Below are 14,976 nucleotides of genomic sequence, written 5' to 3'. Positions count from 1 at the left end.
TGCGGCGCCTGGCCTCCAGGTTGAACCCGGCGCCAGTACGCGCTAGTTTGAGGCGCATGCGCAAGGTTCGGGGGCGCGCATGCGAGCGTTCGAATGGAATGCGGCAAAGGCTGCATCCAACCTTCGCAAGCACAAATTGAGCTTCGAAGAGGCGACAGAGGTTTTCGACGATCCGTTTGTTCACATCGAACAGGATCGCGTTGTCGATGGCGAGCAGCGCTGGCTGGCCATCGGAGTATCGCACGGCTTCATTCTGATTGTGGTCGCGTACGCGACTTGGGACGATGAAACAGGCACCGAAACCATCCGCATCATCTCGGCGCGTCGCGCTGAGAAGTACGAGCGCCGGCGCTACGAAGGCTGAGCGGATCGTGAAATATGCGCTGGATCCGAAGGTTACGCGCAAATTGGCGGCGGATCGACGCAAGCGCCTGGCCGCGCTGGAAACCGCGCCGGACAACGACACCGACGTCCCCGACATTCCTACGCTCGACGAGAAATTCTGGGCGCGGGCGATCCGTCCCGCGATGTTTCCGCCGGTCCCCATCGACGGCCGCGTCGTCGAATGGTTCCTCAAGCGCGGTGGAAACCGCGGCGCGCTGATGTTCGATATCAATCGCGTGCTGCAAGACTACATCCGGGCGCAGGATCGGAAGGCGGCTCGCAAGACAGCCGGCTGATCGGTCGCCTTGCCAAGGATGCGTGCGCCGGGCTAAGCCGCTCACTCTTCGAGGGTGTCCCGCATGACCGATCCGATCGTCGATCCCGCCCACGCCATTCCGGCGGCGAGTGCGCTGCGCCGGTCGCGCTTCCGCTGGCGCATCCTGGCGTTCGTGGCGCTGGTGGTGGCGATCCTGGCGGTGGGCGCGCGCTACGCCACCGAATACGGGCTCAGCGGCGAGCAGATCGCGCGAATCGTCATCGACGGCACCATCGCCTCCGATCCGGTGCGGCTCAAGACGCTCGAGACGCTGGCCAAGGACGATACGGTGAAGGCGGTGGTGATCGCCATCAACTCGCCGGGCGGCACCACCGCCGGCGGCGAAGAACTGTACGAGGCCATCGGCAAGCTGCGCGCCAAAAAGCCGGTCGTCGCCTACATCAAGGAGTTGGGGGCCTCGGCGGCCTACATGGCGGCCATCGCCACCGACCGCGTGTTCGTGCGCCGGCTGTCGATCGTCGCCTCGATCGGCGTGCTGTTCCAGACCTACAATGCCGGCAAGCTGCTCGACACCATCGGCATCGGCGCCGACAAGGTGGCCTCGGGGCCTCTCAAGGCCGAGCCGGCGCTCGACCATCCGATGACGCCGGAGGTGCGCGCCTCGCTGCAATCGCTGGTCGACGATTCCTTCTCGTGGTTCGTCGACATCGTCGCCGAGCGCCGCGGCCTCAGCCGCGCCGAGGTGCTGCCGCTGGCCGACGGGCGGATCATGACCGGCCACCAGGGCATCGCCAACAAGCTGGTGGACGAGGTGGGCGGCGAGGCCGAGGCCGTCGACTGGCTGGTCAAGACCAAGGGGCTCAAGCCCGACCTGCCGATCGTCACCTGGTATCCCACCGGGGGCGGCAATTTCACCAATCTGGGCAAATGGCTGGGCGGCGAGGCCCGGGCGCTGCTCGGCCTGCCGGCCGACGGCCCCGTCGCGCTTGACGGGCTGGTCTCCCTTTGGCAGGTTCAATGATGTTACCTAAGGGTTTCCGGCAGGCCCGGGGGGCGCGATGATCAAGTCTGAACTGGTCGAAAAGCTTGCAGACGAGAATCCGCATCTGTTCCAGCGTGACATCGAGAACATCGTCAACGCCATTCTCGACGAGGTCGGCAACGCCATGGCGCGCGGCGACCGCGTGGAGCTGCGCGGTTTCGGCGCCTTCGCCGTCAAGAACCGCCCGGCCCGCGTCGGGCGCAATCCGCGCACCGGCGAGCAGGTCGACGTCGGCGAGAAATACGTGCCGCAGTTCAAGGCCGGCAAAGAGATCCGTGAGCGCCTCAACAAGAACTGACATCAGCATGGGACCGGGCGGATGCTGAGACGCATCGTCGGCTGGGTCGTGCTCGTGCCGCTGTGCCTGGTGCTGATCGTGTTTGCGCTCGCCAACCGGCAATTGGTGGTGGTGAACTTCAACCCGTTCGTGCCGTCCGAGGCGCTGTCGACGCCCGGCGTCGGCGTGCCGCTGTTCCTGGTGCTGTTCACGGTGCTGCTGTTCGGCGTGGTGCTGGGCGGCGTCGCCACCTGGTTCGCGCAGGGCCAGCACCGGCGCGACGAACGCAATTACCGTCGCGAGGCCGAGCGGCTGAACCGCGAGGTCAACGCCCTGCGCCGCTCGCCGGCGCTGCCCGCCACCGTCGACGACCTGGCGCAGCCCTAGCCGCATGAGCGAGCCCCTCATCATCAAGATCTGCGGCATCAGGACGGAGGCGATCCTCGATGCCGCCATCGAGGCGGGGGCCGACATGGTCGGCTTCATGCACTTTCCCCGCTCGCCGCGGCATCTCGAGCTCGACCCGATCGGCGAGCTTATCTCGCGCGCCCGCGGCCATGCCGAGACCTGCGTGGTGCTGGTCAATCCCGACAACACGCTGGTGGCGCAGGTGGCGGCGCTCGGCCCCGACTGGATCCAGCTGCACGGCCCCGAGACGCCGCACCGTGTCGCCGCCATCCGCGACGAGGCCGGCATCGCCATCCTCAAGGCCTGCGCCATCGGCGCCGCCGAGGACGTGGCGGCGGTCGCCGGCTTTGCCGATTGCGCCGACCGGCTGCTGCTCGACGCCAAGCCGCCCAAGGACGCGACGCGCCCCGGCGGGCACGGCGCCGCCTTCGACTGGAGCCTGCTCAAGGCGCTTGACCCCTCGCTCGGCTTCATGCTTTCGGGAGGCCTGACGCCCGACACCGTGGCCGCCGCCATCGCGGCGACGCGGCCGCTGGGGGTCGATGTGTCCTCCGGGGTCGAGACGGCGCCCGGGGTCAAGGATGCGGCGCTGGTCCGCGCCTTCATCACCAATGCGCGGTCCGCCGCGGCGAGCTAAAGGCCCGACCCACATCATGACCGACACCGACGGCGCTGCCACCCGGGCGAATTCCTTCCGCACCGGCCCCGACGAGGACGGCCGCTTCGGCATCTTCGGCGGCCGCTATGTCGCCGAAACGCTGATGCCGCTGATCCGCGACCTCGAAACGGCGTATTTCGCCGCCAAGGACGATCCGGCCTTCATCGCCGAGATGGCGGAGCTGCGCACGCATTATGCCGGCCGGCCGTCGCCGCTCTATTTCGCGGCGCGCCTCAGCGAGCATCTGGGCGGCGCCAGGGTGTACCTCAAGCGCGAGGAGCTCAACCACACCGGCTCGCACAAGATCAACAACACGCTGGGCCAGATCCTGCTGGCCCGCCGCATGGGCAAGCGCCGCATCATCGCCGAGACCGGCGCCGGCCAGCACGGCGTCGCCACCGCCACGGTGTGCGCGAAATTCGACCTGCCCTGCGTGGTGTTCATGGGCGCCACCGACGTCGAGCGGCAGCGCCCGAACGTGCTGCGCATGCAGATGCTGGGCGCCGAGGTGCGGCCGGTCACCGCCGGCGCCGGCACGCTCAAGGACGCCATGAACGAGGCGCTGCGCGACTGGGTGACCAATGTCGAGACGACCTACTACCTGATCGGCACCGCCGCCGGCCCGCACCCCTACCCGCTGATGGTGCGCGATTTCCAGAAGATCATCGGCGAGGAAATCCGCGCCCAGATGCAGGCGGCCGAAGGCCGGCTGCCCGACGCGCTGGTGGCCTGCGTCGGCGGCGGCTCCAACGCCATCGGCACCTTCTACGATTTCCTCGACGAGCCGAGCGTCAGGATCTACGGCGCCGAGGCGGGCGGGCATGGCATCGAGGTCGAGAACGGCCATGCCGCCTCGATGACCGGCGGCCGTCCCGGCGTGCTGCACGGCAACCGCACCTATCTGCTGCAGGACGCCGACGGGCAGATCCTGGAAGGCCATTCCATCTCGGCCGGGCTCGACTATCCCGGCGTCGGCCCGGAACACTCGTTCCTGCACGACAAGAAGCGCGTGACCTATGTGCCGATCACCGACAAGGAGGCGCTGGAGGCGTTCCAGCTGCTGACCCGGCTCGAAGGCATCATCCCGGCGCTCGAAAGCGCGCACGGCCTGGCGCAGGTGATGAAGCTCGCCCCGACCATGCGCAAGGACGAAACCATCGTGCTCTGCCTCAGTGGCCGCGGCGACAAGGACGTGGATTCGGTCGGCCGCTACCTGGGAATGAACGCATGAGCACCCGCATCGCCGACACCTTCGCCGCCTGCGCCAAAGCCGGCCGCCCTGCCCTCGGTATCTTCACCATGGCCGGCGATCCGGATCTCGAGACCGGCCTGGCGATCCTCAAGGCGTTGCCCGCGGCGGGCGCCGACATGATCGAGTTCGGAATGCCGTTCTCGGACCCGATGGCCGACGGCCCCGGCGTGCAGGCAGCGGGGCTGCGCGCGCTGAGGGCCGGGCAGACGCTCAACAAGACGCTGGCGATGGTGGCCGAGTTCCGCAAGGGCAACGACACCACGCCGGTCGTGCTGATGGGCTATTACAACCCGATCTACAGCCACGGCGTCGACGCCTTCCTCGAGGATGCGCTGGCGGCCGGGGTCGACGGGCTGATCGTGGTCGACCTGCCGCCCGAGGAGGACAGCGAGCTCTGCCTTCCGGCGCTGGGGGCCGGGCTCAACTTCATCCGGCTCGCCACGCCCACCACCGACGACCAGCGGCTGCCGATGGTGCTGCGGAACACGTCGGGCTTCGTCTATTACGTGTCGATGACCGGCATCACCGGCGCCGCCATCAAGTCGCACGCCGCGGTGGGCGCGGCGGTCAAGCGCATCAAGGGCCACACGGCGCTGCCGGTGGCCGTCGGCTTCGGCATCAAGACCGCCGACGACGCCGCCCGCGTCGGCCGCGACGCCGACGGCGTGGTGGTCGGCACCGCCGTGTGCAACGCCGTCGCCAATTCGCTCGCAGACGGCAGGGCCACCGCCGGCACGGTCGGCGCGGTGACGGCGCTGGTCCGCGACCTCGCCGCCGGGGCCAGGCGCGCGCGGAGCTGAGGCCGCCGCCCGGCCCTTGCGCCGGCCTGCCATTGCGTCATTTGCAACGTTGCAATAAAACCACGGGCGCCGCGTGCGGCGGCCTTTCAAGGACGGACGATCATCATGGCGTTGACGGTTTCCCAGCGGCTCGACCGCCTCAAGGTGCGGAGCGAGGAGCTGCGCTATTGGCGCGCCCGCGAGGGGGTGACGGTCACCGGCTGGAGCCTCGACGGCGCGCCGATCGAGATCGGTGGCGCCTGGCCGAGCCGCGAGGGCGTGCACAAATTCGCCGCCACCGCCGAAGTGCCGGCGCACTGGCCGCTGGAGGAGACGCGGCTGGTGCTCGACCTCGGCGGCGAGGGCCTGGTGACGCTGAGCTATCCCAACCGCGACGCCGCCTCGTTCGGCGTCGACCCGTACCATCGCGAGTTTCCGCTCAAGCACCGGCAGGTGGCGATCGCCGCCGAAAGCACGGCGCGCGAGCCGTTCGGCGTACCGGTGCGCAATCCGCGCCTCAACCGCGCCGTGCTGCAGTGGATCGACGTTCCGGTGCATCGGCTGCACCTGCTGCTGCAGCAGGTGCACGAGGCCTGCCTGGCGCTGGGCAATCACGAGGTGGTACCGCATCTGCTGAGCGTCGCCGAAGCCTGCCAGCGCAGCCTCGACTGGCCCTCGGCCACCGCCGACTACATCACCCGCCTCGCGCCCTCGCCGCAGCAGCAGCGGATCTGGGAGCTGCCGCCCTCCGCCGGCCCGGCGGTGGCGCTCGACCAGGGCCAGCGCGCCAGCGTCGTCGCGGCCCATGACGGGCTGGTCGAGGCGCTGCGGACGCTGCAGCAGCGCTATCCGCAGCAGGGCGAAATCCTGCTCACCGGACACGCCCATATCGACCTCGCCTGGCTGTGGCCCTATGCCGAGACGCGCCGCAAGATGCGCCGCACCTTCCACACCGCGCTCGGCCTGATGGAGGCGTCGGACGACTACCGCTTCAACCAGTCGACGGCGCAATATTATGCGCAGATCGCCGAGGACGATCCGGCGCTGTTCGCCGCCATCAAGGCGCGCGCCGCCGCCGGCCAGTGGGAGACCATCGGCGGCATGTGGGTCGAGCCCGACACCAACATGCCCACCGGCGAATCGCTGATCCGCCAGGTGCTCTACGGCCAGCGCTATTTCGAACGGCAGTTCGGCGTGCGCCACAGCGTGTGCTGGCTGCCCGACTGCTTCGGCTTTTCCGGCGCGCTGCCGCAGATCCTGAAGCAGGGCGGCATCGACAATTTCTTCACCATCAAGGTCAATTGGTCCGAGACCAACAAATTCCCGGCCGATCTGTTCTGGTGGGAAGGCCTCGACGGCAGCCGCGTGCTGGCCCACACCTTCGCCAACCCGCATGGCGGCTACAATGGCGAGCTGCAGCCCGACGCCTATGTGGCGACCTGGCGCAATTTCGGCGGCAAGACACAACACGGCACCACGCTGCTGGCGGTCGGCTATGGCGATGGCGGCGGCGGCACCACCGCCGAGATGGTCGAGCGCGAGGCGCAGCTGCGTGATTTCCCGGTGCTGCCGAAAGCGCGCTGGGGCCAGGTCAAGGACTTCTTCGCCGCCGCCCGGCAGCAGGCGGAAACGACCGCGCTGCCGGTGTGGGCCGGCGAGATCTATCTCGAGCTGCACCGCGCCACGCTGACCACGCAATCGGGCGTCAAGCGCACGCACCGGCAGGCGGAGCGGGCGCTGATCACCGCCGAGACCGCCGCCAGCCTCGCGCATCTGCTCGGCGCCGCGGCGCCGGCGAGCCTCGAGCCCTACTGGCGCGTGGTGCTGAAGAACGAGTTCCACGACATCCTGCCCGGCTCGTCGATCCGCGAGGTGTACCAGGACGCCGAAAGCGAGCTCGGCGCCGTGGTCGAAGCAGGCAAGGCGGCGCAGGCCGAGGCGCTCGACGCCATCGCGGCGCAACTGCCGGCCGGCGATGGCGACGGCTACCTCGTCGTCAACCCGTCGCTGTCGACCCGCCGCCTGGCGCTGCCCCTGCCCGACGGGTCGCTGCTGGCTGGCGCCGGCAGCGTGCCGCCGCTCGGCGTCGCGATCGTCGGCCGCGACGTCGCGCCGGCCCCGGGCCTCGCCGCCAGCAGGACCACGCTCGAGAACGCCGTTCTGAAGGCGACCATCGCCGCCGACGGCACGCTGGCCTCGCTCATCCACAAGCCGAGCGGCCGCGAGGCGCTGGCCGGGCCGGGCAACCAGCTCTGGGCCTATCCGGTCGACAAGCCGCGCAACTGGGACGCCTGGGACGTCGAGGACGACTACGCCGAACGCGGCGAGCAGCTCACCGCGCTCGACAGCCTCGAGCTGGTCGAACGCGGGCCGCATCGCGCCGCCATCCGCGTGGTGCGCAGCTTCCGCAACTCCACCATCACGCAGACCTATGTGCTTGCCGCCAACAGCCCGCGCCTCGACATCGAGACCACGCTCGACTGGCACGACCGGCGCGTGTTCCTGCGCACCCGCACCCCGGTGGCGGCCCGCGCCATGACCGCCACCTTCGAATGCGCCAATGGCGTGGTGAAGCGGCCGACCCACGCCAACACCAGCTGGGACCAGGCGATGTACGAGGCGGCGGCGCACCGCTTCATCGATCTGAGCGAGACCGGCTTCGGCGTGGCGCTGCTCAACAACGCCAAATACGGGCACAATGTGCGCGGCAACGTGCTCGGCCTCAGCCTCCTGCGCTCGCCCATCTACCCCGATCCGCTGGCCGACGAGGGCACGCAGAGCTTCACCTATGCGCTGCTGCCGCATGCCGGCGACTGGCACGAGAGCGGGGTGCGCGAGGAGGCCGAGGATCTCAACCAGCCGCTGCTGCTGCGCGAGGTGTCGGGGCTGCGGCAGGGCACGGCGACGCCGCTCGCGGTCGGCGGCATTCCGGCCGCCTTCTCCGGCCTCAAGGCGGCCGAGGAGGGCGGCGGCCTGGTGTTCCGCGTCTACGAGCCCGCCGGCCGGCGCGGCGATTTCGCCGTCACCGCGCCGGGCTGGACCGCCGCGCCGGTGACCATCCTCGAAGAGCCGCAGCAGCGCGACGCCCCCGCCGAGCTGATGCCGTTCGAGGTGCGGAGCTGGAGGCTGACGCGCGGCTGAACCACGGGCACCAGCGGTTGGACGAACGAGCCGCCTTCCGGCTCGGTCGGACAGAGCGCCGGGGAACAGCGGTTGGACGATCGAGCCGTCTTTCGGCTCGATCGGACAGAGCGTCAGAGAACAGCGGTTGGACGAGCGAGCCGGAACTTGACGGGCGCGGCGCCGCCCCGTCTCATCGGCCATTGCGTCAGAAGGAATCGCCCCATGCCCATCCGCCCCTGGTCCGAAACCGCGCCACAGCTCGTCGATGTCGCCATGGGGCGGGCGCCCGCCGACATGCTGGTCCGCAACGGCCGCTGGGTGAACGTGCATTCGGGCGAGATCATCGCCGGCACCGACGTCGCCATCAAGGCCGGACGCTTTGCCGCCGTCGGGCCGGATCTCGGCTACACCGTCGGCGAGGGCACCACGATCGTCGAGGCCGACGGCCGCTACCTGGTTCCCGGCCTCTGCGACGGGCACATGCATGTCGAAAGCGGCATGGTGACGGTCACCGAATTCTGCCGCGCGGTGATCCCGCACGGCACCACCTCGATGTTCATCGATCCGCACGAGATCGCCAACGTGCTCGGCCTCGCCGGCGTCAGGCTGATGCATGACGAGGCGGCGGCGATGCCGACCAATGTCTATGTCGAGATGCCGAGCTGCGTGCCGGCCGCACCCGGGCTCGAGACCGCCGGCGCCTCGATCGACGAGCGCGACGTGGCCGAGGCCATGACCTGGCCCAACATCATCGGGCTCGGCGAGATGATGAATTTCCCCGGCGTCGCCGCCAACGACAAGAAGATGCTGGCCGAGATCGCGGCGACGCAGCGCGCCCACAAGACGGTGGGCGGGCACTATGCCTCACCCGACCTTGGACGGCCGTTCTACGGCTATGTGGCGGGCGGACCGGCCGACGACCATGAGGGGACGCGCGCCATCGACCCGGTGGCGCGAGTGCGGCTCGGCATGCGCGCCATGCTGCGCTTCGGCTCGGCCTGGTACGATGTCGGCCCGCAGATCAAGGCGGTCACCGAAGGCGGGCTCGATCCGCGCAACCTGATCCTGTGCACCGACGACCGCTTCGCCGCGACGCTGGTCGATGACGGGCACATGGACCACACGGTGCGGCACGCCATCGCGCAGGGGCTGAAGCCGATCACCGCCCTGCAGATGGCGACGCTCAACACGGCGACGCATTTCGGGCTGGAGCGCGAGCTCGGCTCGATCACCCCCGGCCGCCGCGCCGATCTGATCCTCAGCTCCGACCTCGTGACGCTGCCGATCGAGACGGTGATCGCGCAGGGCAAGGTGCTGGCCGAGAACGGCGTTCTCGTCGCCGACATTGCGCCCTATCCCTACCCCGATTTCGCCAAGGGCACGGTCAAGGTCGGCCGCGTCATCGGGCCGGAGGATTTCGCCATCGCCGCGCCGCCCGGCCGGAACAGCGTTACAGCGCGCGTCATCCGGATCATCGAGAACCAGGCGCCGACGCGGGCCGAGGAGCGGGTGCTGCCGGTGGCCGACGGGCTGGTCGGCGCCGACCGCACGCAGGACGTGGCGCAGGTGGCGGTGATCGAGCGGCACACCGGCGCCGGCCGCGTGGTCAACGGCTTCGTCACCGGCTTCGGCTACGGCATCGACTGCGCCGTGGCCTCCACCGTGGCGCATGACAGCCACCAGATGATCGTGGTGGGCACCAATCGCGACGACATGGCCATCGCCGCCAACCGGCTGCAGCAGGTGGGCGGCGGCTTCGTCGTGGTCAGCCGCGGCCAGGAGCTGGCGCTGGTCGAGCTGCCGATCGCCGGGCTGATGTCGGAGGAGCGCGCCGAGATCGTGGCGCGCAAATCCGAGCAGCTGATCGCGGCGATGGCGGCGTGCGGCTGCACGCTCAACAATGCGGTGATGCAGCACATGTTCCTGGCGCTGCCGGTGATCCCCGAGCTCCGCCTCACCGATCTCGGCCTCGTCGACGTCAGCAAATTCGGCTTCGTCGATCTGTTCGTGAAGTGAGGGGGCCTTCTCCCGACCCGCCGCCAACGAACCGGTAACCCTTCTTAACGGATTATTGACGATGCGGTGGGATGAGTTCGGATCGGGAATGCACATATGGTCGGAGCGTCGACCTTGAATGCCGCAGCTTACATCGTTGGGGCCCGCGATGGCAGCACCGCCGCGCTGCAGGATCTCGCCCGGGCGGTGGGCTTCATGCCGGTCGAGCGCTATTCCGGCCTCGCCCGTGCCGAAAAGCAGGTGCGGCTGACGCCGCTGATCTTCTTCCTCTGCGCCGAAGTCGGCGACGTCGAATCGCTGAAGCCGACCGCCGACGCCATCCGCTTCTCGCCCAACCCGGATCTGCGCTTTTCGCCGCTGCTGTATTTCTCGCGCACGCCGTCGCTGGAGACCACCAAGGCCTGCATCCGCATGGGCTTCGACGACATCATCGCGCTGCCGTTCAGCGCCGGCGACCTCAGCGAGCGCATCTTCCGGCAGGTGGGGCGCACCCACACCTACTACGAGACGGCGACCTATTTCGGCCCCGACCGGCGCAACCGCACCGGCCACGAGCGCTCGCCCGACAGCGACCATGGCGGCGGCCAGTACCGCCGCATCCAGATCGTGCGCAATCCCGACAGCGGGGTGAACGTGCTGCGCGACGATTTCCAGGTGGTGCTGTAGGCCGCTGAGCTCAAGCTGGCGCTTGTTTCATCGGCGTCCGCCGATTAAAGCTCGTTGCAACGTTCCTGCGAGCTTTTTCCGATGAGATTCGGCCTCACCCTGCCCCCGCATTTCCGGGTCTTTGCGGCGTTTGCCGTGTATTCCTTCTGCATGGGCAGCATTTTTCCGCGCCTGCCCGACATCCAGCACCAGATGGGGGTGGCGGAAGGGGCGCTGGGGCTGGGGCTGATCGGCACGCCGGTGGGTACGCTGATCTCGCTGACCTTCGCCGCGCCACTCATCGAAAAGCTCGGCTTCCGCCGGGTGCTGCTCGGCGCCATCCCGCTGCTCGCAGTGCTGTACGCCATCGCCGTGCATGCGCCGAGCCCGCTGGTGTTCTTTGTCCTGCTGGTGCCGGTCGGGCTGGTGATCGGCGTCATCGAAATGATCGTCAACACCGAGGCGGACCGGGTGGAGCACCAGGTCGGCTTCCGCATCATGAACCGCTCGCACGCCTTCTGGAGCATCGGCTTTTTCGCCGCCGGGCTGTTCGGCGCCTGGATGGCGCAGCTCGGCATCTCGCCGCAACTGCACCTGATGCTGGTGATCCCGATCGGCCTCGTCGGCGTCGTGCTGCTGCTCGGCCGCTTCGAGCCGGCGCCGCACCGGGCCGGCGGCAGCACCGACGCGCCGCCGCGCTTTGCTGCGCCCACCGGCGCCATCATGGTGCTGGTGGCGGTGACGCTGAGCGCCATGCTGCTCGAGGGCGCCAGCATGGACTGGTCGGCCATCTACATGCGCAACATCTTCAATCCCGGCCCGTTCCTCACCGGCGTCGCCGTCGCCTGCTTCGCCTTCAGCCAGGCGACGACGCGGTTCTTCGCCGACGGCTTCGTCGAAAAGCATTCGCCCGAGATCGTCGCCCGGGTGCTGCTGGTGATCCTCCTGGTCGGCACGCTGACCGTCTATTTCTCGCCGCTGCCGGTACTGTCGCTCATCGGCTTTGCGCTCTGCGGCGTCGGCACCAGCGCCATCTTCCCGCTGGCGATGTCGGCGGCGGCGCAGCGCACCGACCGGCCGGCGGTGATCAACGTCGCGGCGCTGGCGCAGAACTCGTTCGTGATCTTCCTGCTCGGCCCGCCGCTGCTGGGCGGCATCGCGCAGGCGTTCGGCATCCGCTGGTCGTTCGGCATCGGGCTGCCGCTGATCGTTCTGAGCTTCGTGCTGGCCGGGGCGCTGGGCAAGAAACCGGTGCGCGCCGCCCTGCCCGATCCCGCGCCGGGAGAATAGGCTCCCCCCGCGTTTCCGTTTCTCGGTCGTTTCCATGTCGCTCCAGCAGCACCACCGGCTCGCCGCCTGCTTCCTCCTGTTCTCGCTGATCACCGGCGCGATGTATTCGCGGCTGCCCGACATCCAGCAGGCGCTCGGCGTCAACGAGGCGCAGCTGGGGCTGGTGCTGATCGGCGGCGCCATCGGCTCCCTGATCTCGCTGACGCTGTCGTCGCCGCTGATCGAAAAGCTCGGGGCGCGGACCACCGGCTTCATCACCGTGCTCGGCTCGGTCGCCTGCTATGCCAGCATCGGGCTGATCACCGATGCACGGCTGGCCTTTGCCGTGCTGTTCGTGGGCGGGCTGCTGTCGGGCGCGATGGAGATCAACCTCAACGTGCAGATCGGCCGGCTCGAGGCGCTGCACAAGCGCTCGCTGATGAGCCAGGCGCACGGCTTCTGGAGCCTGGGCTTCTTCATCACCTCGCTGGCGGCCGCCGGCATCCGGCAGATGGGGGTGCCGGCAGGATTGCATCTCAGCATCGCCTTCCTGATCGTGACGGTGGCCGGCATCTTCGTGCTCGCGGGGCTGACCGATGCTCCCGTCGCCAAGGCCGACGAAGACGAGAAGCCGCCGCTGCTCTCGTTTCCGACGCTGGCGCTGCTGCCGCTCTGCCTGATCGGCTGCGTCGCCTTCCTGGTCGAGGGCGCCGGGGTGGACTGGTCGGCGATCTACATGCGCGACGTGTTCGCGGCCGAGCCGTTCGTCGGCGGCCTCGGGCTGACGCTGTTCACCGCCATCATGGCGGCGGCGCGCATCTTCCTCGGCCCGGTGATCGACCGCTTCTCGCCGCGCCTGGTGGTGACGGTGCTGTTGTGCATCTGCGTCGCCGGCCTCGCCGCGGTGTCGCTGGCGCAGCATCCGGCGGTGGCCATCGCCGGCTTCGGCCTGCTCGGCGCCGGCACCAGCGCCATCTATCCGCTGGTGGTGTCGGCGGCGGCGCAGCGCACCGACCGCTCGGCGGCGACCAATGTCGCGGCCATCGCCCAGGTGTCGTTCGTGATCTTCTTCCTCGCGCCGCCGGCGCTGGGCTTCATCGCGCACGCCATCGGCATACGCTGGTCGTATGTCGTCTGCCTGCCGCTGGTGGTCGCCAGCCTGCTCGCCGTGCGCGCCCTGCCGTCGCGCGGCCGGCCGGCGTCGCCGGGCGAGGTGCTGCCGGAGCCGCTGACGCCCAATGGCTGAGCCGCAAATCGTCGACCTGAGGCAATCGCCGACGGCGCTCCGGGTGCAGCGCGGGGTGATGCGGCTGCTGCGCTCGGTGCACGATTTCTGCTGCTTCGCCGAGGTGCCGCTGGCCAACGGACGGCGCGCCGACGTGCTGGGCGTGGGGCCCAGGGGCGAGATCTGGATCGTCGAGATCAAGTCGAGCCTGATCGACTACCGCGTCGATGCCAAATGGCCCAATTACAAGGACTATTGCGACCGCTTCTTCTTCGCCAAGCCGCCCGAGCTCGACGCCGGCATCTTTCCCGCCGAGGAGGGGCTGATCGTCGCCGACGCGCATGGCGCCGAAATCCTGCGGCAGGCCGAGACGTTCCCGCTGGCGCCGGCGCGGCGCAAGGCGCTGCTGCTGAAGCTCACGCGGCTGGGGGCCGACCGCGTGCACCAATTGATGGACCCGCAGACGGGCGGCGACACGCTCTGATGCTGCTCGACCGCCACACTCGCATCCGGGCGGTGTTCTTCCTGCATGCGATCAGCTCGGGCGGGCTCTATTCGCACATCGCCGACATCCAGAACGCGCTCGGCGTCGACGCGGCGACACTGGGGCTGACGTTCCTGGGCTTTCCCATCGGCTCGATGCTGGTGTTCCTGTTCGGCAGCCAGGTGCTCGAGAGCACGGGCACGCGGCCGATCCTGATCCTCGGCCTCACCGGCCTGCCGGTGGCCACGGCGCTGCTCGCGGCGATGCCCAGCGCCGCGGCGCTGTTCATGGTCTTCGTCGCCTATGCGCTGTTCTATTCGCTGCCCAACATGGCGATGAACATCGAGGCCGACCGCATCGAAGCCGCGGCGCCCCGGCGGGTCATGAATTCGTGCCACGGCGCGTGGAGCAGCGGCTACCTGCTGGCGACGCTGCTCGGCACGCTGGCGACGGGGCTGCACATGAGCCCGCTGCTGCATCTGGGGCTGCTGGCGGTGCCGCTGGCGCCGATCGCGCTCTGGGTGACGTTCGGGCTCGACCCGGCGGCGCCGCGCCCGCATGCGGCGCGGACGGTGCGCCGGCTGTCGCTGCCGACGCTGCCGATCCTGCTGCTGGTCGCCTTCACCATCGGGCCCAACCTGCTCGAAGGCGCGCTGCGCAACTGGTCGGTGATCTATATGCGCGACAGCTTTGCGGCGCCGGGCTGGGTGGACACGCTGACGCTGCCGGTGTTCCTGCTGGCGCAGAGCATCGGCCGGCTCAACGCCGACGGGCTCGTGACGCGCTACGGCCCGGTGCGGGTGGCGCGCGGGCTGAACATCGCGGCCCTCGCCGGCTGCCTGCTGGTGACCTTTGCGCCCAGCCTCGATCTGGCGCTCGCCGGCTTCCTGCTGGTCGGGGTCGGGGTGTGCGTCTCCTACCCGCTCACCACCTCGGCGGCGGCGCGGCTCGGCGACCGGCCGTCGTCGCAGAACGTCGCCTCGCTGACGCTGGCGGTGCAGCTCATCATGCTGGCCTCGCCCGCCGCGCTCGGCTGGGTCGCGAGCACCCTGGGCATCCGCGCCACGTTCGGCGTGATCCTGCCGGCCATCGTGCTGTCGCAATGGCTGGCGCGCTTCCTGCGGCCGCGCGGCTGAG

The 14,976-nt window shown here is 69.4% G+C and carries 15 protein-coding genes; all 15 read left to right on the top strand.

Going from position 1 to position 14,976, the window contains the following annotated elements; genetic code table 11:
* The first annotated feature begins 79 nt into the window (after window positions 1-79).
* The 15 genes from BGO82_RS18605 to BGO82_RS18535 all read left to right on the top strand — a co-directional run bounded on the left by BGO82_RS18605 (window position 80) and on the right by BGO82_RS18535 (window position 14,975).
* Window positions 80-364 carry a BrnT family toxin gene (locus BGO82_RS18605; protein WP_291307122.1) on the top strand — a complete coding sequence of 95 codons (285 nt, stop codon included), beginning with the start codon at window positions 80-82 and terminating at the stop codon, window positions 362-364.
* Between the two features lie 7 nt (window positions 365-371).
* The gene (locus tag BGO82_RS18600; RefSeq protein WP_291307121.1) at window positions 372-680 is read left to right on the top strand and encodes a hypothetical protein; all 309 of its coding nucleotides are present in this window, start codon (window positions 372-374) and stop codon (window positions 678-680) included.
* A gap of 63 nt (window positions 681-743) precedes the next feature.
* Window positions 744-1,682, top strand: a complete 939-nt coding sequence (sppA, locus tag BGO82_RS18595) for a signal peptide peptidase SppA (RefSeq protein ID WP_291307120.1) — start codon at window positions 744-746, stop codon at window positions 1,680-1,682.
* A gap of 37 nt (window positions 1,683-1,719) precedes the next feature.
* On the top strand, window positions 1,720-2,001 hold the full coding sequence (locus BGO82_RS18590; protein ID WP_291307119.1) for an integration host factor subunit beta: 282 nt from the start codon (window positions 1,720-1,722) through the stop codon (window positions 1,999-2,001).
* A 21-nt stretch (window positions 2,002-2,022) separates the two neighbouring features.
* Window positions 2,023-2,367 carry a LapA family protein gene (locus BGO82_RS18585; RefSeq protein WP_291307118.1) on the top strand — a complete coding sequence of 115 codons (345 nt, stop codon included), beginning with the start codon at window positions 2,023-2,025 and terminating at the stop codon, window positions 2,365-2,367.
* Between the two features lie 4 nt (window positions 2,368-2,371).
* The gene (locus BGO82_RS18580) at window positions 2,372-3,025 is read left to right on the top strand and encodes a phosphoribosylanthranilate isomerase (RefSeq protein WP_291307117.1); all 654 of its coding nucleotides are present in this window, start codon (window positions 2,372-2,374) and stop codon (window positions 3,023-3,025) included.
* 16 nt (window positions 3,026-3,041) lie between these two features.
* Entirely contained in the window at window positions 3,042-4,277 is a 1,236-nt protein-coding gene (trpB, locus tag BGO82_RS18575) for a tryptophan synthase subunit beta (protein WP_291307116.1), read from the top strand.
* Window positions 4,274-5,098, top strand: coding sequence for a tryptophan synthase subunit alpha (trpA, locus tag BGO82_RS18570; RefSeq protein WP_291307115.1), 825 nt, complete (start codon window positions 4,274-4,276; stop codon window positions 5,096-5,098). The genes trpB and trpA overlap by 4 nt, the downstream gene beginning before the upstream one ends.
* A 105-nt stretch (window positions 5,099-5,203) precedes the next feature.
* A complete protein-coding gene (locus tag BGO82_RS18565) occupies window positions 5,204-8,218 on the top strand; it encodes a glycoside hydrolase family 38 C-terminal domain-containing protein (protein ID WP_291307114.1) in 3,015 nt (1,004 codons plus the stop codon).
* A 204-nt stretch (window positions 8,219-8,422) separates the two neighbouring features.
* Window positions 8,423-10,216, top strand: a complete 1,794-nt coding sequence (gene ade, locus BGO82_RS18560) for an adenine deaminase (RefSeq protein ID WP_291307113.1) — start codon at window positions 8,423-8,425, stop codon at window positions 10,214-10,216.
* A gap of 114 nt (window positions 10,217-10,330) precedes the next feature.
* Window positions 10,331-10,882 (top strand): hypothetical protein, encoded by a 552-nt coding sequence (locus BGO82_RS18555; protein WP_291307112.1) that lies wholly within the window; start codon window positions 10,331-10,333, stop codon window positions 10,880-10,882.
* 81 nt (window positions 10,883-10,963) lie between these two features.
* Complete coding sequence (locus BGO82_RS18550) at window positions 10,964-12,151, top strand: MFS transporter (RefSeq protein WP_291307111.1); 1,188 nt, start codon at window positions 10,964-10,966, stop codon at window positions 12,149-12,151.
* A gap of 34 nt (window positions 12,152-12,185) precedes the next feature.
* Window positions 12,186-13,376 (top strand): MFS transporter, encoded by a 1,191-nt coding sequence (locus BGO82_RS18545; protein WP_291307110.1) that lies wholly within the window; start codon window positions 12,186-12,188, stop codon window positions 13,374-13,376.
* A complete protein-coding gene (locus BGO82_RS18540; protein WP_291307109.1) occupies window positions 13,369-13,839 on the top strand; it encodes an MmcB family DNA repair protein in 471 nt (156 codons plus the stop codon). Before BGO82_RS18545 ends, BGO82_RS18540 begins: the two co-directional genes overlap by 8 nt.
* Window positions 13,839-14,975: a hypothetical protein gene (locus BGO82_RS18535; protein ID WP_291307108.1), complete on the top strand. Its 1,137-nt coding sequence runs from the start codon at window positions 13,839-13,841 to the stop codon at window positions 14,973-14,975. The genes BGO82_RS18540 and BGO82_RS18535 overlap by 1 nt, the downstream gene beginning before the upstream one ends.
* Window position 14,976 lies beyond the last annotated feature (1 nt).

The organism is Devosia sp. 67-54 (assembly GCF_001899075.1).
In the GTDB taxonomy this organism is placed as follows: domain Bacteria; phylum Pseudomonadota; class Alphaproteobacteria; order Rhizobiales; family Devosiaceae; genus Devosia_A.
The sequence above is the reverse complement of the archived record's forward strand: the minus strand, read 5'-3'. Positions and strand labels throughout refer to the sequence as shown.